Source organism: Nocardioides sp., from assembly GCF_014360585.1.
Lineage (GTDB): Bacteria > Actinomycetota > Actinomycetes > Propionibacteriales > Nocardioidaceae > Nocardioides.
In genome coordinates this window covers 30232-53355 of record NZ_JACIXG010000005.1, presented here as the reverse complement: position 1 = coordinate 53355, position 23124 = coordinate 30232, and the positions used below count along the sequence as shown (strand labels likewise).

The 23124-nt window shown below is 67.6% G+C and carries 19 protein-coding genes and 1 tRNA gene; 11 read left to right on the top strand and 9 right to left on the bottom strand.

The annotated features are described in order from the left end of the window. Positions 1-10: 10 nt before the first annotated feature. Positions 11-1489 carry a DUF7059 domain-containing protein gene (locus H5T77_RS02995; RefSeq protein WP_292644827.1) on the top strand — a complete coding sequence of 493 codons (1479 nt, stop codon included), beginning with the start codon at positions 11-13 and terminating at the stop codon, positions 1487-1489. On the opposite strand, the gene H5T77_RS02990 is transcribed toward H5T77_RS02995, so the two are convergent. Further along, on the bottom strand, positions 1437-2204 hold the full coding sequence (locus H5T77_RS02990; protein WP_292644825.1) for a hypothetical protein: 768 nt from the start codon (positions 2202-2204) through the stop codon (positions 1437-1439). The two genes, H5T77_RS02995 and H5T77_RS02990, sit on opposite strands and share 53 nt — an antisense overlap. A 326-nt stretch (positions 2205-2530) precedes the next feature. On the opposite strand from H5T77_RS02990, the gene topA reads away from it, so the two are divergent. After that, positions 2531-5248: a type I DNA topoisomerase gene (gene topA / locus H5T77_RS02985; RefSeq protein WP_292644823.1), complete on the top strand. Its 2718-nt coding sequence runs from the start codon at positions 2531-2533 to the stop codon at positions 5246-5248. 43 nt (positions 5249-5291) lie between these two features. Here topA and H5T77_RS02980 read toward each other — a convergent pair whose 3' ends face one another. From H5T77_RS02980 to H5T77_RS02950, 7 genes are all read right to left on the bottom strand, one after another. Next, entirely contained in the window at positions 5292-5726 is a 435-nt protein-coding gene (locus H5T77_RS02980) for an HIT family protein (protein ID WP_292644820.1), read from the bottom strand. A 74-nt stretch (positions 5727-5800) separates the two neighbouring features. After that, positions 5801-6826, bottom strand: a complete 1026-nt coding sequence (locus tag H5T77_RS02975; protein WP_292644818.1) for an ion channel — start codon at positions 6824-6826, stop codon at positions 5801-5803. Beyond that, a complete protein-coding gene (locus tag H5T77_RS02970) occupies positions 6826-8367 on the bottom strand; it encodes a polyamine aminopropyltransferase (protein ID WP_292645022.1) in 1542 nt (513 codons plus the stop codon). The genes H5T77_RS02975 and H5T77_RS02970 overlap by 1 nt, the downstream gene beginning before the upstream one ends. A 26-nt stretch (positions 8368-8393) precedes the next feature. Beyond that, a complete protein-coding gene (locus H5T77_RS02965; protein ID WP_292644815.1) occupies positions 8394-8816 on the bottom strand; it encodes a DUF350 domain-containing protein in 423 nt (140 codons plus the stop codon). A gap of 24 nt (positions 8817-8840) precedes the next feature. Next, positions 8841-9350 (bottom strand): DUF4247 domain-containing protein, encoded by a 510-nt coding sequence (locus H5T77_RS02960; protein WP_292644813.1) that lies wholly within the window; start codon positions 9348-9350, stop codon positions 8841-8843. After that, positions 9343-9864, bottom strand: a complete 522-nt coding sequence (locus H5T77_RS02955) for a DUF2617 family protein (RefSeq protein WP_292644811.1) — start codon at positions 9862-9864, stop codon at positions 9343-9345. Before H5T77_RS02955 ends, H5T77_RS02960 begins: the two co-directional genes overlap by 8 nt. Continuing rightward, entirely contained in the window at positions 9861-10478 is a 618-nt protein-coding gene (locus H5T77_RS02950) for a DUF4178 domain-containing protein (RefSeq protein WP_292644808.1), read from the bottom strand. The genes H5T77_RS02955 and H5T77_RS02950 overlap by 4 nt, the downstream gene beginning before the upstream one ends. Before the next feature lie 146 nt (positions 10479-10624). Between H5T77_RS02950 and tmk the strand changes: the two genes are divergently transcribed. The 4 genes from tmk (at position 10625) to H5T77_RS02930 (ending at position 15436) form a co-directional block, all read left to right on the top strand. Continuing rightward, positions 10625-11275, top strand: coding sequence for a dTMP kinase (gene tmk, locus H5T77_RS02945; RefSeq protein WP_292644806.1), 651 nt, complete (start codon positions 10625-10627; stop codon positions 11273-11275). Continuing rightward, positions 11272-12474 carry a DNA polymerase III subunit delta' gene (locus H5T77_RS02940; RefSeq protein WP_292644803.1) on the top strand — a complete coding sequence of 401 codons (1203 nt, stop codon included), beginning with the start codon at positions 11272-11274 and terminating at the stop codon, positions 12472-12474. Before tmk ends, H5T77_RS02940 begins: the two co-directional genes overlap by 4 nt. Next, on the top strand, positions 12471-13982 hold the full coding sequence (locus H5T77_RS02935) for an alpha/beta hydrolase (RefSeq protein ID WP_292644801.1): 1512 nt from the start codon (positions 12471-12473) through the stop codon (positions 13980-13982). The genes H5T77_RS02940 and H5T77_RS02935 overlap by 4 nt, the downstream gene beginning before the upstream one ends. Positions 13983-14230: 248 nt before the next feature. Next, positions 14231-15436 (top strand): hypothetical protein, encoded by a 1206-nt coding sequence (locus H5T77_RS02930; protein ID WP_292644799.1) that lies wholly within the window; start codon positions 14231-14233, stop codon positions 15434-15436. Between the two features lie 108 nt (positions 15437-15544). On the opposite strand, the gene H5T77_RS02925 is transcribed toward H5T77_RS02930, so the two are convergent. Then, positions 15545-16471, bottom strand: a complete 927-nt coding sequence (locus H5T77_RS02925) for a LysR family transcriptional regulator (protein ID WP_292644797.1) — start codon at positions 16469-16471, stop codon at positions 15545-15547. A gap of 300 nt (positions 16472-16771) precedes the next feature. On the opposite strand from H5T77_RS02925, the gene H5T77_RS02920 reads away from it, so the two are divergent. From H5T77_RS02920 to H5T77_RS02900, 5 genes are all read left to right on the top strand, one after another. After that, positions 16772-16844 (top strand) — tRNA-Thr (locus tag H5T77_RS02920). Positions 16845-18055: 1211 nt separating this feature from the next. Continuing rightward, positions 18056-18586, top strand: coding sequence for an NUDIX hydrolase (locus tag H5T77_RS02915; protein ID WP_292644794.1), 531 nt, complete (start codon positions 18056-18058; stop codon positions 18584-18586). Between the two features lie 788 nt (positions 18587-19374). Further along, on the top strand, positions 19375-19683 hold the full coding sequence (locus H5T77_RS02910; RefSeq protein ID WP_292644792.1) for a hypothetical protein: 309 nt from the start codon (positions 19375-19377) through the stop codon (positions 19681-19683). 44 nt (positions 19684-19727) lie between these two features. Then, complete coding sequence (locus H5T77_RS02905; RefSeq protein WP_292644789.1) at positions 19728-20291, top strand: hypothetical protein; 564 nt, start codon at positions 19728-19730, stop codon at positions 20289-20291. A 556-nt stretch (positions 20292-20847) separates the two neighbouring features. Then, on the top strand, positions 20848-23124 hold the full coding sequence (locus H5T77_RS02900) for an immunoglobulin-like domain-containing protein (protein WP_292644787.1): 2277 nt from the start codon (positions 20848-20850) through the stop codon (positions 23122-23124).

The following is a 23124-nucleotide window of genomic DNA, read 5'->3' as shown; positions in this document are numbered from 1 at the left end:
GGCTCCAGGTGTGAGTGATCTCCCGCACCGACTTCGTGAAGCCCTCCAGCAGGCCGACTTCTCCTACGACTCCGTCGCCGAGCTGCTCGGTCCGACCGCTCACAGCGCGCTGAGCCGAAACGAGACCCTGCCGGGCCGTCGGCGCACCCACGGTGGCTCGCCGCTCGAGACCCTCATCCGACTCTTCCTGCTGCAGACGACGGTGCCGCTCGACCACGCCGAAGCGGCCCTCCCAGGGCTCGTCGATCGGCTTGCCGTCGAGGGGATCCTCGAGCAGTCGGTGGGCGAGGTTGCCGCCCGTCTCGACGTCCGCCCGTACGCCACCGATGACACCGCCCTGTGGGTCGTCTCCGACCTCACCCCAGGGCTCGACGGCGGCCCCCAGCGCATCGGCCCCGAGCACGTGCTCGGGGTCAGCCCGGCCTCGACCTCGCTCGCGCAGCTGACCATCCGCGACCAGGTCGGCACCGCGCTCGACCTCGGCACCGGCTGCGGTGTCCAGGCCCTCCACCTCGCCACGCACAGCGACCGAGTGGTCGCGACCGACGTGAACCAGCGAGCCCTGTGGATCACCGCGTTCAACGCCGCGCTCAACGACGTCGCAGACCGTATCGACGTACGCAACGGGTCGTTCTTCGAGCCCGTCGCCGGTGAGCGCTTCGATCTGATCGCCACCAACCCGCCCTTCGTGATCAGCCCGGCAACCGGCGAGCGCCTGGTCTACCGTGACTCCGGCCTCCCGGGCGACCGGGTGGTCGAGGACATCGTCAGGGCCGCGCCGGGGATTCTCACCGAGGGTGGTTGGTGTCAGATCCTGGGCAACTGGATCATCTCCGAGGACCAGCCCTGGGACGACCGCCTCGAGGGCTGGCTCGGCAACGACGTCGACGCGCTCGTGGTCCAGCGTGAGGTGCTCGACCCGGCGTCGTACGTCGAGCTCTGGCTCAAGGACTCCGGACACCATGGTTCCGAGGACTACCTGACCCGCTACGACACCTGGCTCTCGTGGTTCGAGGAGCAGCGGATCGAGGGCGTCGGGTTCGGCTGGATCAGCTTGCACCGCACCGACGTCAGCAACCCGAAGCGCGAACTCCTCGAGTGGCCCTACGACGTCGAGCAGCCGATCGCGCCGGCGCTGAAGGCATGGGGCGACGCCGCTCGCGTCGAGGTCACCGAAGAGTCGATCCTGGTGCTCGCCGAGGACGTCCAGCAGGAGACTCTCGGCCAGCCCGGCGCCGAGGACCCGAGCACCGTCGTGCTGCGCCAGCAGCGCGGCCTGCGGCGCGCCCGCCAGGCCGACACGATCGAGGCTGCCTTCGCGGGCGCCTGCGACGGTGACCTGGCTGTCGGCCAGATCCTCGACGCGCTCGCGCAGATCCTCGACCGCGACCCCGCGGTCGTGCGGAGCAGCTATCTGCCGATCGCCCGGGAGCTGGTCAGCGAGGGCTTCCTCCGTCCCGCACAAGGCACGCCTGGTCCCGCAGCCTGATCAGGCGTCTGCGCACGCTCGAGACGAGCAGGTCTGGATAGCCGAGCGGCTCGAGGTCGGGAAGGTCGCGCAGACCCCACGGTCGCTGGGTCTGCCACGGCCAGAAACCGCGGAGCGCGGCGGCCAGCTGCTTGCCGTAGGCCGACGGCATCTTTTTCACGCCCAGCCGATCCTTGAGCGCGGTCGCGGTGACCAGACCACCCGGCCCGGCCAGTCCGTTGGCGCCCAGGACCGTCCACACGATCCCGGCTGCCACATGAGCCGGTGGGGTGGGCCGGTCGACGACGAGTGGGTCGATCTCCCACAGCCGCAGCAGCGCCCGCCGGAGCGCGAAGCCGACCTCGACCGGGAAGTCCGCCGCGACCTCGTCGAGCAGGGCGGCCACCGCCTCCAGCTGCGTACGCCCCGCCGAGTCCTCCACGATCGGAAGATCCAGCGCGTCCTCGGTCAGCGGCGCGGCATCCAGCGCGGTGACCGCCTCGTGGCCGCCGCACAGCGCGGCCAGCCAGTCCAGCGCCACCTCGTGATCCGGTCGCGACGGCGTCGCCGGCTCCACCCAGCGCGGCCTGGTCAGCTCGGCCTCCAGCCGCTCCAGGATCAGGTTGGTCCGGGTGAGCAGCTGCGCGCACTCGGAGCACACCAGATGCTCCGGGGGAGTGGCCAGACCTTCCACGTAGTCGATGTATTCAGCGTCGATGTATTCGGTGTCGTTCATCAGCAGAGACCTCTCGGTTGATTGGTCTCGCCGTCCTCGGAAGACACCATACGGACGACCACCGACAGAACCGTTCGAGCCGCTCTTCGGCCGTCTCGGAGGCAATCCGGCGGTGACCACGATGAGACACCGATTTCACGCTCCCGCTCCTGAGCGTGCTAGGTATTGTCTTCGCGGCGCCCAAGGCAACACGCCATGTTGTCCGAGAGCTCAGTGCCGCATGAACCGCGGTGACTGGACCCATGCCGGCTGGAGACACGCGCTAACGTGGCTCGCCAGAGCTTGTCAGTGGTGCCAGGCTCTGCTGCAGTGAGATAAGGACGTCAGTGGCACACAAGTTGGTGATCGTCGAGTCCCCGGCGAAGGCACAGAAGATCGGCGGATACCTCGGACAGGGGTATGTCGTCGAGGCCTCCGTGGGGCACATCCGCGACCTTCCGCAGAGCGCGGCAGACACTCCCGCCAAGATCAAGGACAAGCCGTGGGGACGCTTCGGCGTCGATGTCGACAACGGCTTCACCCCTTACTACGTCGTGCCCAGCGACAAGAAGAAGCAGATCGCCAAGCTCAAGTCGCTCCTCAAGGACGCCGACGAGCTCTACCTCGCCACCGATGAGGACCGCGAGGGAGAGGCGATCGCCTGGCACCTCCTCGACGAGCTGAAGCCGAAGAAGGGCATCCCGGTCAAGCGGATGGTCTTCCACGAGATCACCAAGCCCGCGATCCTCGCGGCCGCGGAGAACCCGCGCGAGCTCGACATGGACCTCGTGGAGGCTCAGGAGAGCCGACGGATCCTCGATCGCCTCTACGGCTACGAGATCTCGCCGGTGCTCTGGAAGAAGGTCATGCCCCGGCTGAGCGCCGGGCGGGTCCAGTCCGTCGCCACCCGGTTGGTCGTCGACCGCGAGCGCGAGCGGATCGCCTTCAGGACCGCCTCCTACTGGGACCTCGCCGGCACCTTCGACGCCGGTTCGCAGCACGATCCGCGGATGTTCCCGGCCAAGATCACCTCGATCGACGGCGGCCGCGTCGCCCGCGGCACCGACTTCGGTCCCGACGGCCTCATCAAGAGCGACAAGGTCGTCCACCTCGACCGCGGTCGGGCCGAGGCCCTGGTGGCCGGTCTCGAGGGACAGACCTACGAGGTCCGCTCGGTCGAGTCCAAGCCCTACAAGCGCAGCCCCTACGCCCCCTTCCGCACCACCACGATGCAGCAGGAGGCCAGCCGCAAGCTCGGGATGACCGCGTCGACGACCATGTCGGTCGCCCAGCGCCTCTACGAGAACGGCCACATCACCTACATGCGTACGGACTCCACGACCTTGAGCGGAGACGCCGTCAACGCGGCCCGCGCTCAGGTCAGGGAGCTCTACGGCGCCGAGTACCTGCCCGACACTCCCCGGACGTACGCCTCCAAGGTCAAGAACGCCCAGGAGGCCCACGAGGCCATCCGCCCCGCCGGTGACTCGTTCCGGACGCCGGCGCAGACCGGCCTCACCGGAGACCAGTTCCGTCTCTACGAGCTGATCTGGATGCGCACCGTCGCCTCCCAGATGAAGGACGCCGTCGGCCGCTCCGTCGCCATCCGGCTGGGCGCCCAGGCGGCCACCGGCGAGGACGTGGTCTTCTCCGCGACCGGCCGGGTGATCACCTTCCACGGCTTCCTGAAGGCGTACGTCGAGGGCACCGACTCCGCCGAGCAGACCTCCGACGACCAGCAGACCCGGCTCCCGAACCTCGCCGAGGGAGACACGGTCAACGCGGCCAGCCTCACCGCCGACGGTCACGAGACCAAGCCGCCGGCTCGCTACACGGAGGCGACCCTGGTTCGCGAGCTGGAGGAGCGCGAGATCGGCCGCCCGTCGACCTACGCGAGCATCATCCAGACGATCATCAACCGTGGCTACGTCTTCAAGAAGGGCACCGCCCTGGTTCCTGCCTGGGTCGCGTTCTCGGTGGTCAGGCTGCTGGAGGAGCACTTCCCCCGGCAGATCGACTACCGGTTCACGGCGAGCATGGAGGAGAACCTCGACGAGATCGCCAGGGGCGTCAAGGACATGACCACCGAGCTCGGGGAGTTCTACTTCGGCTCCGAGCGGGTCAAGGGTCTCAAGCCGCTGGTCGACGGTCTCGGCGACATCGATGCCCGCGAGCTGGCGACGTTCCCGGTCGGCGACCCGGAGTCGGGGGTCAACCTCCGAGTCGGTCGCTACGGCCCCTACATCGAGGGTCCGGGCGACGACGGCACCCCGTTCGCGGTGCGTGCCAACGTCCCCGACGACCTGCCTCCGGACGAGCTCACCCTGGAGAAGGCGAAGGAGCTCTTCGCCAACCCGGCCGGTGAGGAGCTGAACCTCGGCGTCCACCCCGAGACCGGGCTCACCGTCGTCGCCAAGAGCGGCCGCTTCGGTCCCTACGTCACCGAGCAGCTCCCGGAAGACGCGAAGAAGAGCGCCAAACCCCGCACCGCGAGCCTCTTCAAGTCGATGAGTCTCCAGACCATCACGCTCGAGGACGCGGTCAAGCTGCTGACCCTCCCGCGGGTCGTCGGCACCGCCGCCGACGGCGAGGAGATCACCGCGCAGAACGGTCGCTACGGGCCCTATCTGAAGAAGGGCACCGACTCCCGCACTCTGAGCTCCGAGGACCAGCTGCTCACGATCACGCTGGAGGAGGCTGAGCAGATCTACGCCCAGCCGAAGCAGCGCGGCCGTGCCGCGGCCAAGCCGCCCCTCAAGGAGCTCGGCCCCGACCCTGTCTCCGGGCAGCCGATGGTGGTCAAGGACGGCCGCTTCGGTCCCTACGTGACCGATGGTGAATACAACGCCACGCTCCGCGCCGCCGACGACCTGGAGACCCTGACCGCCGAGCGCGCCGCCGAGCTGCTCGCCGACAAGCGGGCCAAGGGCCCGGCGAAGAAGAGCGCCAAGCGGACCACGAAGAAGACGGCCAAGAAGGCCACGAAGAAGGCCACCAAGAAGGCCCCGGCGAAGAAATCGACCGCCAAGAAGACGACCAAGAAGGCTGCGGCCAAGAAGTCTTGATCGGGTTGTGAAGCTGAGCGTTGCCTATTGGCCACTCTCAGCTTCACAACCGGCTGCGAAGTTCCAGCGCCAGCCGGTCGCGTTCGGCCTCGGACACCCACTGGGTCTCGTCGTCGGTCATGTAGGCGAACACGTTCGGACCCCTCAGGCCAGCAGGGTGATCGGCCATCCGGGGCACCAGGTGCACGTGCAGGTGATCGAACCCCTCGGCTTCGGAGAACTGCATGATGTACGTCTTCACGCACCCGGTCACGGCCCGCAACGCGCCCGACAACGAGCCGAGCAGCGTGCCCAGCTCGGCGTGGGCTTCGACCGGGAGCTCGTCGAGAGCGGTGACATGCCGGATCGGTGCGAGGACCAACCAACCGGGGAGCGTGGTGTTGAACGCGTGGCCGCCCCGCCAGTGCGGCGTACGGACGATCGACTCGCGTGGCGGCAGGGACTCGAGGGCGCTGTTGCGGCAGTTGTAGCAGTCCATCGCGGCAACCTAGCTCGACCGACTGTCTCGTCGCGGGTGAAAGAAACTTTTCTTTCACCCGCGAGACCCACCCGTCAGCCGAGCGACCCGGCGACCTCGCCGTAGTCCAGGCGCTCGTCAGCGATGTAGAAGAGCCGCGCCCCAGGAGCGATGGGAAGGTCCCACGACGGGCTGACCTGGATGCCGTCGTCGGTGCGGACAGCCAGGACCGTGGCGCTGTGCGAGCGACCGAGAGCGGACTGCCAAGCGCCGGCGGCCACCGTCGCCGCCCCGGAAGGAACCGTGAGCGAGTAGGTGCCCTTGCCGCCGGCGGTGGCGAGCTCCTGGTAGACCTCCGCGATCCCCGGATCGCTGAGCTCCTCGGCGATCAGCTGGGTGTTGTGCCACTGGATGCAGTGGACGGTGGTGTCGACGCGGAAGATCGTGCGCTGCACCCGAAGATCCCGCAGCGCCACGATCGTGTGCACCGAGGGCGCAGCCGCGTTGGCGGCGACGGTGAGCGTGACCGCCTCGTTGTCGTCGCGTGCGTCGATGAGGACGCTGTGCGCACCGGACAGGCCGGTGCGAGCGAGCACGTCGAGATCGGTGATGTCGCCGCGTACGAAGTGGAGGCGGTGCTCTCCGGGCTGCGGGTGCTCGGAGAGCTGGTCCTCCCAGGTCGCGAGCACGACCTCTCGCTCGGGCTCGGCGAGCAGCTCGACCAGGAGCCGCTCGGTGCGGCCGGCGGTGTAGCCGAGCAGAACGATGTGGTTGTGTCCGCTGAAGTCGATCTCTCCACGCATGCGGCGTCCTTTGGCGTTCTCGATGATTGCCGAGATCCGGCTGAACAAGATGGCGAGGGTGGTGATGGAGCCGAAGACGACGTACGCCCCGACGAGTCGGCCCCCGGTGGTCTCCGGGAAGAAGTCGCCGTAGCCGACCGTGGTCGCGGTGACCAGGAACCACCACCAGTAGTTGGCCGGCTGTGCGATCTCGCTGCCCGGCTGGGCCAACGCCATCGCGATCCAGCCGGTGACGAAGACGAAGCCGGTGATCGCGAGCGGGAGCACCCACGCGGAGTGCTGAGAGGTCCGTCGGACCAGTCGGATCAGGAAGAACATCAGTAACCCACCCAGCCCTTCCGGGCGTAGTCAAGGATCGCCGGATCCAGCAGCGTGGTGACCGAGGTCGGCCGCTCGGCACGGTCCGGCGGGAACGAGGAGGCGGCCGCGAGCACGGAGTCGCTGGCGTAGCGCAGCCCGCCCGGTGCCTCGTCGTCGAGCGCGAGGGCCGGAGCCGACGGCTCCCGTCCGGCCAGGATGTATCCCCAGTTGCCGAAGGAAGGCACGTCGGCCTGGTACGGCGTGGTCCGGTAGCCGGCCTCGGCGAGCGTGTGCCTCACCGACCAGAACGCGTCCGGGGCGAAGAACGGGCTGCCCGCCTGCACCACCATCCGCCCGGACGGAGCCAGCAGCCGCGCGATCATGCTGTAGTTCTCGACCGAGTAGAGCTTGGCCAGTGCGGTCGAGTCCGGGTCCGGGAAGTCGGCGATCACCACGTCGAACGGCGCCCCCGAGTAGTCCCGCACCCAGGAGAACGCGTCGGCGGCGACGTACGTCAGCCGGGAGTCCTCCAAGGAGCCCGACGTCAGCGACGAGACCGGCTCGAAGGAACGCGCCAGCGACACCACAGCAGGGTCGAGATCGACCAGCGTCACCGAAGAGACCGACTGATAGCGCAGCACCTCGCGGGCCCCGAGACCGTCGCCGCCGCCGAGGATCAGGACCCGCTGGTGCGGACCGTTCATCGCCGGGTGGACGAGCATCTCGTGATAGCGGTACTCGTCCAGCGAGGAGAACTGCAGGTCACCGTCGAGGAAGAGGCGTACGTCGTCGAACTCCGGCCCGACCGGAGCGCCTCGAGTCACCACGATCTCCTGATAGGTCGAGCGCTCGGAGTGGATGATCGGGTCGCGGTAGAGGGCCTGCCGGGCGCTGAGCTCGAAGCTGTCGGCCATCACCGCGGTGGTGCCGAGCGCGACGGCGAGCACGCCGCAGACCGCCGAGACGAGCCCGCGCTGTCCGCGTGAGCCGGCCAGCGCCACTCCGACCATCCATGCCGCGATGACGTTGAGCGCTGCGGTGGCCACGGTCCCCACCAGCAGCCCCAGCGTCGGCAGCAGCAGGAACGGGAAGGCCAGCCCGCCGAGGAGCGCACCCACGTAGTCGACCGCGTTGATGTCGGCGACCGCGTGCGAGGCCTGCTGACGCCGGAGCCGCTGCAGCAGCTCCATCAGCAGCGGGATCTCGGCGCCGACCAGCGCGCCGATCAGGAACGTCACCAGCAGCATCATCGGCGTGTAGAGATGCAGCCACGCGAACGAGGCGTAGAGCGCCGGCACCGCGGCGCCGCCGACCGCCGCCAGCGCGATCTCCACGCCCACGAAGGCGCGCAGCGGCCGCGCGGTGAGCGGCTTGGCGAGCACGGCGCCGATGCCCATGGCGAACATCGACACCGCGATCACCAACGAGGTCTGCGCGATCGAGTTGCCGAGCAGATAGCTTCCCAGCGTCACCAGCGCGAGCTCGTAGACCAGCCCGCAGGCGGCGCAGACGAACACCGCCGCCAGGACGAGCAGCCGGGCCGCCCGTCCCTCCGGCATCGCAGTCAACGAGGGAAGCGTGAGACTCACGTGATCGAGGCCGCCACGATCACGCCCACGGCCAGCTGCACGGCGACGGTGACCCAGATCGCAGGGTCGTCCTTGTCGTCGGTCATCAGCTCACCGAGCCGCCCAGGCGTCAGCAGATCAAGGATCACGAAGGCGACCGCCAGCAGGAAGATCCCGACGAATCCGTACGCAGCGGTCCCGGCGAGGCCGTGGAGCGTGTCCACCTCCGCGGTGTAGATCGAGGTGGCCACGATCGTGGCGATCGCGAGGACCGAGGAGCCGAGCAGCAGCGCCGGGTCGCGGCGGTGCTCCACGAAGATCAGCTGCCCCAGCTTGCCGGGCGTGAGCAGGTCGATCACGTAGAAGCCGATCACCAGCAGGATCAGCCCGAGGGCTGCGAAGGCGACGGTGGACAGCAGTCCGCTCAACAGGTCATTCATCGTTCATCTCCAAGTCTGAGGTGGTCACTTGCCGGATCCGCTGCCGCCGCCGCGGAAGGAACCGCCGCTGCTGCCGCCACCGGTGTTGCGGCCGTAGAAGCTGCTCCAGCCCCACAGTCCGATCACGGTGGCGTGATTGCGATAGCCGCGGTCGTACTCGTAGAGGGTGATCGTCGATCCCGACGGCTCCCGCGGCTCGACCACGACCAGCCAGTCGTCGTCGTAGCGCAGGTACTGGTTGGAGCCGTCGGCGCGGTTCTCGTCGGCTTTCGTGTCGGCCGCGATCTTGTCGGCGACCGAGGTCACTGCGCCGTCGTCTTCGAAGACGATCCCGGCGTCGGTGTCGGGGTCGGTGCCGCTCACGTGGTCGAAGTTGTCGCGCAGGTACTTCTCAGGGCTGTTCCCGTCGTTCGAGGAGACGACGATCGCGATGATGAGGGCGATCACGACGCAGACGGCGACGATCGACCAGCCGATCAGCTTGCGGTTCGGGCCCCCGCTTGAGCTGTTCGGGCCAGGATACGGGTCAGACACGTGCGACCTCCTCAGGCCGGTAGCTGGTGGTGGTGGCGACGATCTCACCGGTCTGTGGGTAGGTGTGCCAGGTGCGCCAGGTGATCTCCCCGGCGGACGTGCCGCCCACCCCGTCCAGAGCCAGGGCGGTCACCGCGTGCGGGTCGCCCGGGAAGTGCGCGACGACGGCGTCCGTACGCCCGCTCAACCCCTCGACGAGCCGCGACGCCTCCGCGGCAAGCTCGTCCGGCCCCACCTCCCTCACGTGCGAGGCGAGGCGGTAGCCGCCCGTCGCGTGCTCCGTGGCGAGCGGCGCGGCCTCGGCGATCCCGCACGCGACGGTCTCGTGCAGGAGCGGACGGTCGTCGCGGCGTACGACGACCTGGTGGCTGGCGCCCAGGACGCTCAGCGTGACGCTCATCCCACCCTCGAGCAGCACCGTCCGGGAAGCCAACGGCGCGCACGGGACCGGCGCGAGGGTCCAGCGCAGGGTGTCGCCACGTACGTCCACGAACGGGACGTCGAGAAGCGTCACTCGTCGTCCAGGGTCGCGGGCCGGTCGGTGGAGGGGTAGACGGTCAGCTCGAACGGCTGCAGCACCTCGCCGAGGGAGGGCTCCCAGTTGCTGCCCCACTTCTCGAAGCCGAGCAGCCTGCCGTCGACCGACTTGTAGTCGGCGTAGTCGGCCGTCCCGGACGGCGCGGTGCCGGTCGCGCCGGTCGCGGTGAAGCTGGCCGTGCCCTTCTCCTGGAGCCGATAGGCGACACCGCCGACGATGACGTCACGGTCGCCCACGGCGCCCTGCTCGATGTCACCGAGCGGGATCGCGTGCCACAGCGAGACCTCGAAGCTCTCGTCGTCCTCGATCGAGAGCCACTTCTTGCCCTCGGCGTCGTCGAGCATGTGCTCGGTCCAGCGGTAGCCGTGCTCGTCGAAGTCGATCCGACCGCGGACGAACCAGTTGTGGCCGAGGTATTCGATGACGTCGCCGTTGCGCACCTGACGCAGCTGGTCGGAGGCGTGCTTGTGCTGGTCACCGATGAAGTCGTCGGGCTCCTTCTGTGCCGTCGGCTGCTGCCGGCTCTTCCAGAGCAGGTAGGCCGCGACCGCGAGGGCGGCCAGCAGCAGGGCGATCAGGACGTAGGTCACCTGTGACTCCTAATGGATCAGTGTGGGGGGCGCCTCGAACCTTAACCTGGTGGCGGTGCCGTACGGCAGCCAATAGCGCCATTCCAGAGGGCGGGTGCGGCGTGCGGCGTGCGGCGGTTGTCGGTGTCACCCCGTAGGTTTGCTTCGTGAGGTTTCCGGGTGTCTACGCAGAGCGCGGCGTCTTCGTCTGTTTCGAGGGTGGCGAGGGGGCGGGCAAGTCCACCCAGTCCCGGCTGCTCCAGGAGGCGCTGACCGCCCGCGGCCACCAGGTCCTGCTGACCTTCGAGCCGGGGGACACGGCCGTAGGCAAGGACGTACGCCGCATCGTGCTGTCCCCGGAGACCGGCGATCTCGACGACCGGACCGAGGCGCTCCTGTTCGCTGCCGACAAAGCCGAGCACATCGAGTCGATGGTGCGCCCGGCGCTGGATCGAGGACAGGTGGTCATCACCGACCGCTATGTCGACTCGATGCTGGCCTATCAGGGCGCCGGCCGGGTCCTGGACACCGCGCAGCTCGAGGAGGTGGCGCGCTGGGCGACCGCCGACCTGAGGCCTCATCTTACGGTGCTGCTCGACCTGGATCCGACGGCCGGGTTCACCCGGTTCGAGGAGCGCGACCGGATGGAGCAGGAGTCGGTGGAGTTCCACCAGCGGGTGCGTGAGGCGTTCGTAGCGCTCGCCAAGCGGGACCCCGGTCACTATCTGGTCCTGGACGCCCGTGCCCCGGTCGAGGAGATCCATGCGGCGGTGCTGGCGCGTCTCGAACCCAAGCTCCGCCAGGTGGTGAGCGCATGAGCGTCGCCACCACCTGGGACGGTCGGTCGGTCTGGGACAACCTCGTCGGCCAGCGCCACATCATCTCCACGTTGCAGACCGCCGCGACCGGCTCGGCCGATGGCCTCGGGCGCCGCTTCGGCAAGGGGATGACCCAGTCGTGGCTCTTCACCGGGCCCCCAGGCTCCGGACGCTCCAACGCCGCGATCGCCTTCGCCGCTGCGCTCCAGTGCCCGAACGGTGGCTGCGGCCACTGCCACGAGTGCCACACGGTGCTCGCCGGGAGCCACGCCGACGTCAACCTGGTCCGCACCGAGAAGCTGACCCTCGGGGTCGACGAGATCCGCGACCTGGTGCGGCAGGCCGCCCTCTCCCCGGCTGGAAGCCGCTGGCAGATCCTGATCATCGAGGACGCCGACCGGCTCACCGAGCAGGCCAACAACGCGCTGCTCAAGGCGGTCGAGGAGCCCGGCGCCCGCACGGTCTGGATGCTCTGCGCGCCGACGGTCGAGGACGTCCTCCCGACCATCCGGTCCCGGTGCCGCCTGGTCACCCTGACCACCCCGACGACCCCCGACGTGTCGGCCTTCCTGCAGCGTACGCTCGGGGTCGACGAGGCGCGCGGCGCCTACGCGGCGCGCGCGAGCCAGGGCCACATCGGCCGGGCCAAGGCGCTGGCCCGCGACGACGACACCCGTCGGCGACGTGAGCAGGTGGTCGCGTATCCGACCCGGCTGACCACCCTCGCCGACGCGCTCCGGGCCGCCGGCGAGCTCGCCGCGGTGTCGAAGGAGGAGGCCGACGCGGTCACCGCCGACCTCGACGCGAAAGAGAAGTCCGACCTCGACGTGGGCTATGGCGTGGTCGACCGAGGGCGGCGTCCGCGTGAATACGGTCCTGCGCTGGCTGCGCTCGAGAAGGATCAGAAGCGCCGGGCCACCCGCCGCCACCGCGATGTGATCGACCGCGGCCTGATGGACCTGGTCTCGATCTATCGCGACGCGATCACCTTGGCCGCCGGTGCTCCCGTGGCGCTTGTCAACGAGGAGCACCGGCGCGAGATCGAGCAGCTCGTCGAGCGCTCCACGCCCGAGCTCAACCTGCAGCGCATCAGTGCGATCTTCGAAGCCCGAGAGCAGCTGCTGGAGTTCAACGTGCAGCCCCAGTTGGTCCTGGAAGCCATGATGGTGGCGCTGTTGCCACCCGGAGGAGATCAGTGAAACCCAAAGTCGTGATCGCCCTGACCGCCCTGGCCGTGTTCACCGCCGGCTGTGGTGCCGGCGGCGGCACCCCCGACGCCGACCGGGTGAGCCCGAGCGCGTCGGCGACCGCGGCCCCGTCCGAAGGGCTGCAGTCCTTCTACAGCCAGGAGCTGGACTGGAAGAAGTGCAACGGCGCCTTCCGGTGCGCGACCCTCGAGGTCCCGCTCGACTACTCCGACCCGACCGGCCGCACCATCGACGTCGCGGTGATCAAGGACCCGGCCAACAAGGAGAAGATCGGCTCCCTGGCGATCAACCCGGGTGGCCCGGGCGGGTCGGGCATCGACTACGCCCTCTACAACAACCAGTCCTTCGGCTCCAAGGTCCGCGACTCCTACGACATCGTCGGGTTCGACCCGCGTGGTGTCGGGCAGAGCACCCCGGTCGACTGCCTCCCCGACGACGCCCTGGATTCCTACATCGCCGTCGACCCCGACCCCGACGACCCCGCCGAGGAGAAGGCCTACGTCGACACCGGTGTCGAGATGGCCAACGGCTGCGCGGCCCAGCGACGCGGGATCTCCGCCCACGTCAGCACCGTCGAGGCGGCCCGGGACATGGACGTACTACGGGCAGCGCTCGGGGAGGACCAGCTCGACTACTTCGGCGCCTCCTACGGCACCCAGCTCGGCTCGACCTACGCCGAGCTCTATCCCGACCGCGTCGGCCGCTTCGTGCTCGACGGTGCGATCGCCCCCGGCCTGAGCGTGATCGACTCCAACCTGGCGCAGGCGAAGGGCTTCGAGGTCGCGCTCCGCTCCTATGTCGAGAACTGCGTCGACGAGGGCAGCTGCTTCCTCGGTGACACCGTCGACGAGGGCGTCGAGCGGGTTCAGAAGCTGTTGGCCGACATCGACGCCGAGCCGCTGCCGGCAGGTGACCGGGAGCTGACTGCCGGCAACGCCCTCTACGGCCTGATCACCCCGCTCTACGTCGAGTCCTACTGGCCCTACCTCACCGACGCCCTCGAGGCGGCGCTGAAGGGTGACGGCACCCAGCTGATGAGCCTCGCGGACCAGTACGCCGGCCGCGGTCCCGAGGGCACCTATATCAACAACACGATGGAGGCCAACTGGGCGATCAACTGCCTCGACGACTCCTCCGGTCTCACCCCGGCAGAGGTACGCAAGGAGCTGCCCGCCTTCGAGAAGGCCGCTCCCACCTTCGGTGCCGCCCTCGCCTGGATGCTCACCGGCTGTGCCGCGCAGAAGTTCGAGGCCACCGAGCCCGAGCCGGAGATCGACGCCGAGGGCTCCAACCCGATCGTCGTCATCGGCACCACCCGCGACCCGGCCACCCCCTACGAGTGGGCCGAGGACCTCGCGGAGGCACTGGACTCCGGCGTACTCGTCTCCCGTGACGGCGACGGCCACACCGGCTACATGCAGGGCAACGGCTGCGTGGACGACGCCATCGACGACTACCTCGTCGACGGCGAGGTCCCCGACGACGGCCTGGAGTGCTGACGCCGCCCCGCTGGTCGAGCCGTCGGAGCCGCTAGGCGGAGACGTGTCGAGACCAACACGGCCGCCGGCGTCTCGACGCTCGCGGGACAGGCAGGCGAAGCCTGCCTTCTTCCGGTTGAAACGTACCCAATCTGGCGCATGACGGCCGGCTCCTTTCACCGGACAATTCTTCTCCGTCTCCCCGGCGCGATGTTCATCCCGCGCCTTGGCAGGAGGCGTCGACACATCGAGAAGGAAGGTCACATTTCGTGATCACACGAGCGCGCTCCGGTGCACGGATCCACAAGCTTTCTGCGGTCATCGCCACGTCGCTGGCTGCCGCTGCCATGCCAGTCATCCTCGGACAGGCCGCACACGCCGACACCGCACCGCTGGAGTACATCGGAGGTTCGGCCACGCTGACCGTCAACGACGTCAAGAAGGCACAGAACTGCAACGAGTACGGCGTAGCGGGAACCAAGATCCCCGTTGACGTGGATGTCTCGTTCGGCGCGAACCACTCCGACGAGTTCACCAACCCGACTGTGAGGTGGGAGGTGACCGTCTTCGACTCGCAAGGAGACGACGTCACCAACTACATCGAGGGCGGCGGGTTCACCGAGGGGCTGGCCGAAGGCGACATCTGTTCCTTCCTTCCGGTCGGCAATTATCGCGCCCAGGCTTTCGTCTTCACCTCAGACGAGTTCGGCAACCTGACGGACTCGGCGGTCGTTACCGATGCCTTCTCCATTAAGGCTGCCCACGCCTACACCCTCTCCGCGAGCCGGTCGGGCACGACCATCAAGTCCCAGTTGAAGGACTACGGCAAGGCGCTCGCCGGGAAATCGGTGGCGATCCAGCGCCGGTCCAGCGGCACGTGGAAGACGGTCACCCGCCGTACGACGGGCTCCACCGGTTGGGTTGCGGCCACTGGGACGCGCGGCGCCACCTACCGGTTCGGCTACGGCGGCAAGTACAGCGCCGCCATCACCGTCCCCAAGATTGCCACGTCGGTCGTTAAGGTCTCCGCCAAGGCGTACGCCCAGAAGTCTTACCGGGTTGTCGGCAAGCTGACCACCGGCGGCAAGGCATTCAAGGGCAAGCGCATCTACCTGCAGAAGCGCGCCAGCGGTCGCTGGTCCAACGTCACGTCCTGCGTGACCAGCCGCTACGGCAAGTGCGCCGTCATCACCGCGCCGACGGCCAGTCGGTACTACCGCTGGAAGTTCGCCGGGGATGCGACGCGTGCGGCGGACGTGTCCGGGTCGTTCTACCTGCGGAAGCGTGGCAGCACGACCGCCACGACCTCAGGCCTGGACTACACGTACCGGAACGGCGTGAAGGTCTACAACGCGACCAGCGGCAACGACCTCGACTGCGGCCAGATCCCGGCGTACAAGAAGCCGGTACGGGTCAACAACAGCTCTGACCCGTGGCGTCTCGACCGGGACAACGACGGCTACGGCTGCGACTGAGCTGACCCGCCGAGTCCGCACTTTTGACGGGTCGAATCGGTAGTTGTGGGCGACGAAACTGTGGTTTCGCCGCCCACAACTACCTTCTCGGCCGACAGAACTACCGACTCAGCGTGGGCGGACAGGGTCCGCGATGGCCTGGATCCGCTTGGTGGCCAGCTCGATCATCAGGGTGGCGGCGGGGGAGAGGGTGGCGTCGTTGCGGTGGACGATGGCGAAGGTGTCGTACGTCCGGGGTCGCAGTGACACCCATCCGGCCTTCGGCGCGAGCCGGGGGAGCAGCTGCTCGGCGGCGCCCTTCGGGATGACGCCGTCGGCGTAGCCCATCCCGACCAGCTCGACCGCCGTCTCGATGTCCTCGACCTCGATCCGGCTCGGCGGGTTGCGGCCGGTCTCGTGGAGCAGGTTGCGGATGGTGACGCGGGTCGGGTCCTCAGCGCTCCAGGTCGTGTCGGACATGACCAGGGTGGCCAGCGAGAGCCGGTGGGGTGTGACCGGCGTGGCCAGGTGGGCCGGGTCGGCCGAGATGTAGACGAGCTCGTCGCGCGCGACCGGCGTGACCTTCAGTCCTTCCCCGGAGACGCTGCTGACCGAGAGCATCGCAGCCTCGAGCCGCCCACGCCGCAGGTCGTCCTGGACCTCGGCGGAGTTCTGTCCGATCAGCTCGACGCGGACGCCGGGGTATCGATCGAGCACGTCCGCGACCAGGCTGGCGCCGCCATAGAGCCGCGCGATCCCGAACATCCCGAACCGGATGGTGCCGGTCTCGAACTGCTTCACCGCCTGGACGGCCTTGCGTGCTTCCTCGGCGGCCGCGACCGTACGCTCCGCGTGCGGCCTCAGCTCGTCGGCCACCCCCGTCGGCACCACCCCGCGCCCGACGCGTCGGAAGAGCTGGACGCCGAGCGTACGCTCCAGGCCTCTGACCTGCTCCGAGATCGACGGCTGCGCATAACCGAGCGCCTCGGCCGCCGCGGTCAGCGAGCCGTGCTCGTAGACCGCGAGGAACACGCGGAGCTGGTGCAGCGACAACATAGAGACATCCTATGTCTTTTAAAGGAAAGATCGCCTACCTCTATGAGTCGCCACCGGTCATCCTTGAATCACCACCGCTGTGTCCACAGTCGGTGGCAGATACATCTTCACAGGGGAGCAGAACAACAATGAAGCACGGCGTACGCCGCTTGGGCCGCCTCATCGGCAAGGGCAAGCCCGCCCACATGACCATCGAGGAGCAGGTCGACGCGCACCGGTTTAGTATCGAGCGCGCAGTCTCGGTACACTCGTCCGGTCCGCTCAGCCAAACCCGCTTCATGCGGTAACAGTTGACGGTACGCCGCCTTAGCTCAGTCGGTAGAGCGTCTCACTCGTAATGAGAAGGTCGTCGGTTCGATTCCGACAGGCGGCTCCGAAAGAAACCCCCGTTCGACCAGCCAGAACACGGCAGGTAGGCGGGGGTTCTTCGTGTTTAGCGCTGCCGTTTCGGTGAAGATTCCCCCCCGGATTCCCCCCCCGGATTCCCCCCCGCGCCGTTCAGACGGGCCAATCCAGTCTCGTCGGCGACGGTGGGCTGGACCAGTGGTCGACCCGGGATCAGGCAGCGGTCGTCCGTGCGAGCATCGCCGAAAGGACGACGTGGGTGCTCCAGGGCGACGACGGCCGGATCGTCGGCACACTGGCCATCTACCCTCGACCGCCCGCCGGGCTATGGACTGACGCCGAACTCTCAACGCCAGCTCTTTACATCGCGAAGTGGCGAGCGTTCATGGGCGGCCCGGTGTTGGCAGGCTGCTGGTCGACTGTGCGGCAGCGGTTGCGCGCGATCGAGGTATCGACTTGCTCCGCTGGGATGCATGGAGCACCAATCCCGACCTCCATCGGTCCTACGGCTCTATCCCAGGCGTCAGGATGCTGCGCGTTGTTCCCGAACAACTCTCCGGCGCGCTCTTCGAGTTCCAGGTCTCTGACGCCCGCGATCTGCCAGCGAGTCTCCGGGTAGACAATGAGGGATGAGGCCGGCGAGTAGGAGAGACGGGGGCATGTCCAAGTATGTTCCGGGGACCCCTCGAAGCGGTAGGCACTCTTCCAGCCCCTTCCGCTCTCGCCACCTGTCATCCGGCCCAAAGTGTCATGTTTCCCCACATCGCGCTCTCGATCCTTGTCGTGACTCTGATGAAGAGTCGCACGTCGTTTTGGGTCGGCGCGTTCAGTAGGCGATCGGTCTCCACGTTCGCGCGGGTGATGAGTTTGTCGTCTGACAGCAACATGTGGAGGGGTTCTGATACTGGGCGTGGAGGGGATGCCGGCGCGGTGCCCGGTGGAACAGATTCTGGCGGTGGAACGCCGGTGGAACCGGACTCTGACCTAGGAAAACGTCGCGTTCACCGCGGGTGTTCCAGGAAGCAAACCCCTACGCACGCGCGCAGGCGAACCGGTGGAACACAGCGGCCGGTGGAACAAAATTGGGCCTCCTTCGCGGGCCCAGGGGAGGAGGGGCTCCTGGTCGACGACGCCCCGGCCAAAGTCGCTCAAGGCTGTCTAGCCGTGATCTGCTCGGACCTGGAACTACTTCGCAACCAACTCGCCCCTGTCGACCCTCAGCCCAAGCATGGAGACTTCATGAGCACCGCATCGCCCAACACTGGCCAGAGCACGCGCGACCTTCGGCGCTCTGCCCGCGGCCTCCTCCTCGACGGCCGGAACCGCATCCTTCTGCTTGAGTACGAGGATCTAGCACCTGTGGACCCATCCAGGCCGGACCTGCTTCGCTACTGGTTGACGCCGGGCGGCGGGCTCGAGGGCGCCGAGACCTTCGACCAGGCGCTCAGGCGCGAGCTAACCGAGGAGCTCGGGATCGTGGACGCAGTCATCGGCCCTCGAATCGCGGTGCGCACCATCTCTCTGATCCTGCCGGACCGCGGCCCTATCCTCAGCGAGGAGCACTACTTCGCCTGTCGCATCCACCACACCGAGCTGACACACAATGGACTGTCTGACGGAGAGCGTCGGGTTTTCCGTGACGCACGCTGGTGGACCCGAGCAGACCTCACGGGCCCCGAGGCCCTTGTCCTGCGCCCACCAGCTCTGCCGGACCTCATGGACCGCGCACTGGACCTCCGCGACCGAGAGCCGGTGCAACTCTATGAGTGAAAGTCTCGAGAGCTCCCGGGGTGTCGGCGAATAGGCCCCACGGGAACGATAGGTGACCCTGCCTGCCTGGCCGATGCGATCCCCCCCGAGGGCGGAATGTGGTGCAACAGACGCAACGTCTGATGCCGTTTGTAAGCGCATGATGCTGGGCCGACATGCCCTCGCAATGAGAAGGTCGTCGGTTCGATTCCGACAGGCGGCTCCGACAGAAACCCGGTCCTGAACAGCCAGAACATGGTTGTGAGGGCCGGGTTTGTTGTTTGTCATTCGCCCGCCTCCCGCTCTTGTTTCCCCCGGTGGCCCCCGGACCCTCCTCAGAGTCCGTTCCAGGCCCCTTCTTGCGGCCCTTCTTCGACCGTGGCTGCCGCTCCTCGTTCAGACGGTCGAGCCCGTACTCATGGGCACCGTTGCGAGGAAGTGGAGGTAGAGATTCGTGGTCGCGATCGGACTCGTGACCCATCCACTCCTTGAGTCCGGCGGTGGAGCTGGTGCGGCGCACCCGCGAGGCCGACGAGGCCGCGGGGGAGCATCTCGAGGAAAGCGGCATGACGACGCGACCGCCGTCTCGTGTCATTTCGTGTCCGGCGTCGGAGCAACTCTGCACCTAGATCAGATCGCGATACGGCATACGTTCGGTTGACCGTAGGGGGCTGGACACGACGCCGCTCCAGTTCTTCCGTCCATCGTTGGGAGTTGGCCAGTTGCGCGCCCGCATCGCCGAAGCCCTGACGAGGCGGTCTCCCTTCGGCTAACTTTGGCGCGAACATTTGTCGGAAGGACCGGGTCTCGTGGTCGCGCTCATCCCCGTCACTGGGGCCATGCTGGCACTCGGCGCACTTCTTGCCTGGTTGTCACTGATGTGGTGGCGCTGGATCGTCCAATACAATCGACGACTGTTCGACAAAGAGGTCCATTCGAGGTGGCCCGTCCAGTTCGAGTGGCGACGACTTGAGTGGCAGGAGCTGAAACCGGGCGAGAAGCTGAATCAGACCTTCGGCACCGTGTTCTTCGGCGCGACTGCCGTGATGCTTCTGGTTGCCGGCCTGGCGGGATGTGTGCGGATCCTGATGGAGTTGGTTGGCATGGTGCTCCAGTGAGTGGATCGCACGTGTCCTCAGCCCAGAACAGAACGTGGCTTTGAATGACGCGCCTGAAGCCTGACACCGCCCGTCGGTTTCTCGCATCGCCTTACGCGCGGTTCGCCTCGAGCGTCATTGTCTGCCTGGCAACTCTCAACCTGGTTGCGGCGTTGCTGATCGACCTACGCACCTTCCTTGTGCCGAGCACCCCGGGGGACGAGAATCTCTTCGTTGGCCCATTCATGCTGGCTTTCTTGCTGTGGGGGTGGGCGGTCTGGCTACTTGTCGCGGCCCAGTCGGCGAGCGTCGGCGCAAAGTGGTGGGTTCCCAGCACACCGCTGCCAATCCTGGGAGCGCTCCTAGCCTGCGCGCTCCTCGGCGTCGCTGTGGCGCTATCTGGTCTCGACGACCTGACAAGCGGCCAACCTCATTACGACGCCGTCACAGACACATACACGCTCAACAACCACGGCGACCTCCAGGTCATCGACGAAGCCACGTATCAAGCGGCATTAACGGCCGGCATCCGACTGCTCGTCGCGTCCCCGGTCGTCGCCTCAGCGATCGGAGCTGGCCTGTCCTTGGAGCACCTAATCCGGACCCGGCGATCTCACGTGCGGCCGTGATGATCGCGTGAGAACTTTCTCTACTGACTCAAGGCGGCCTTCGGCCGCGAGCGCGGCCTCCTCGCCTTCGCAGTCGGGCGGGAGTGCCCCTTCCTTGCGGTGAAGCCATTACATCGCTGTTGAACGGCTCCGAATTCGTCGGGTACGTGGTGTGGGGTGAACGCCTGAAGCGGGGACCTGCCGTAGGCCCCGAGGGCCGACGACGACCGGATTCTGGCCCAGAGTCGGTTTTGGCTCTGGATGATTGCCGTACTCGTTGTCGCCCTGTACTTGGGCACCATCAATTTTGGCGCCCTTTCGCTGCTGCTCGGTTGGTAACCGCCGTGATCAAGACGCTCGTCTGACCAGCCAGAACACGGCAGGTACGGCTGGGGGTTCTTCGTTCTCGTCCTCGGCCCCGTCCGCGCCAGCAATATGTGAGCGCTCACATCATTTGCCTGGCGACTCTTGACGACTGCATGGACCTCCTGAGAATGTTAGCGCTCACATTGAAGTGATGGCAGTCACATCACATCGGTGGCCCGGCGTTTGTCACAGCTGACCCTGGAGCGCGCAGATGGACCAGTCGACCCTGACCCAACACAACCCGCGCCGGAAGCATCTCGCGCGCACCCTGGCGGCGCTCGCGTCGTTGCCCCTGATTCTGGCCAGCCTGGTGACCACCGCGCCGGCGCAAGGTGCGAGCGACGCGGGCCTCATTGTCCACTACCCCCTCGACCAGACCACCGGCACCACGGTCGTCGACGAGTCGGGCGCCGGTCGCGACGGCACCCTGGCCGGTGACGCGACCTGGCTCGGCGGCGAGGGGCTGTCCCTCGGTGGCACCGACGGCCACGTCAGGCTGCCGAACGACGTGATGGCCGGCCTGACGTCGATCACTGTCTCGCTCGAGGTGAAGATCGCGGCGGACCAGGCCACGCCGTACTTCATCTGGGGCCTCGGCAACACCGGCTCCAACGGATCGGGCAACGGCTACCTGTTCACGACCGGCAACGCCTACCGGACGGCGATCGCCACCGGCAACTGGAGCACCGAGCAGACGGTGACGGCCGGCCGCAACCTGGCCCGCGACACCTGGAAGACCATCAGCTACACGCTCGCCGACGGCACCGCGGTGCTCTACGAGGACGGTGTCGAGGTCGCTCGCCGCACCGGCGTGACCATCACGCCCGGCCAGATCGGCAACGGGGTCACCACCGCGAACTACCTCGGCCGGTCGGTCTACAGCAACGACCGTCATCTGAAGGGTCAGGTGCGCGACTTCCGGATGTACGACCGGGCGCTGACGGCGGCAGAGGTCCACGAGCTGGGCCACGTCACCGACGAGCAGCGCGTCGAGCGCGACCTCACCTGGCTCGACCTGGGCGACACGTCCCGCGTCGTCAGTGACCTCTCGCTCCCGAGCAGCGGCCCGAACGGTTCCACCTTCACCTGGGCCTCCTCCGCCCCGGAAGTCGTCTCCGCGACCGGGGCCGTCACCCGGCCGCCCCACGGCAGCCCCGATGCCGCGGTGACGCTCACCGCCACCGCAGCCCACGGCTCCGAGAGCCGGTCCGAGGAGTTCACCGTCAACGTGCCTGCCGACATCAGCGACGAGGAGAAGGTCACCCGCGCCGCGGCTGCGCTCCGGGTCTGGGACGCCGACGAGATCCGCGGCAACATCACCCTGCCCACCCAGGGCCTGCACGGCACGAGCATCAGCTGGACATCCAGCGAGCCCGACGTCGTCACCCCGACCGGCGAGGTCGACCGGCCGGCGTACGGCAACAACCCGGTCCGCCTGGCGCTCAACGCCACCGTCAACCTCGGCAAGACGAAGGAGAAGCGAAAGTTCCGGCTGACGGTCCTGCCGCTGCCGAAGCAGGAGCCGCTCGAGGGCTACACCTTCGCCTACTTCACGGGCGAGGGAACGGCCGACGGGGAGCAGGTCTACCTCGCCGCCAGCAAGGGCAACGACCCGCTCCACTGGGACGAGCTCAACGGCGGCGAGCCGGTGCTGCGGTCGCAGCACGGCGACAAGGGCGTACGCGACCCGTTCATCATCCGCTCCCCAGAGGGCGACAAGTTCTACCTGATCGCCACCGACCTCAAGATCCACGGCAACGGGGACTGGGACGCCGCCCAGCGTCAGGGGAGCCGGCACATCGAGGTCTGGGAGTCGACCGACCTCGTGAACTGGTCCGAGCAGCGACACGTCCGGGTGTCCTCGCCCCAGGCCGGGAACACCTGGGCGCCGGAGGCCTACTACGACGAGGGGATCGGGGCGTACGTGGTCTTCTGGGCCTCCAAGCTCTATGAGAAGAACGACCCCGAGCATGCCGGCAGCACCCACAACCGGATGGTCTACGTCACCACCCGGGACTTCCGAACCTTCAGCGAGCCCGAGGTGTGGATCGACCCGGGCTACTCGGTGATCGACTCCACCGTCGCCGAGCACGAGGGGACCTACTACCGGTTCACCAAGGACGAGCGGAACAACACCTCCACCACGCCCTGCAGCAAGTTCATCGTCGAGGAGAAGGCCACCTCGCTGCTCGACCTGGACTGGAGCTTCGTCGCGGAGTGCATCGGCAAGGGAACGGCCGACAACCCGGGCATCGACCGCGGCGAGGGGCCGACGATCTTCAAGTCCAACACCGAGGACAAGTGGTACCTGTTCATCGACGAGTTCGGCGGCCGAGGGTACGTGCCGTTCGAGACCACCGACCTGGAGTCGGGCTTCTTCCGAATCTCCAGCGACTACCAGCTTCCCAGCCGGCCCCGCCACGGCACCGTCCTGCCCGTGACCAAGGCCGAGCTGGACCGCATCCGCACCGCCTACCGCGTGTTCTGA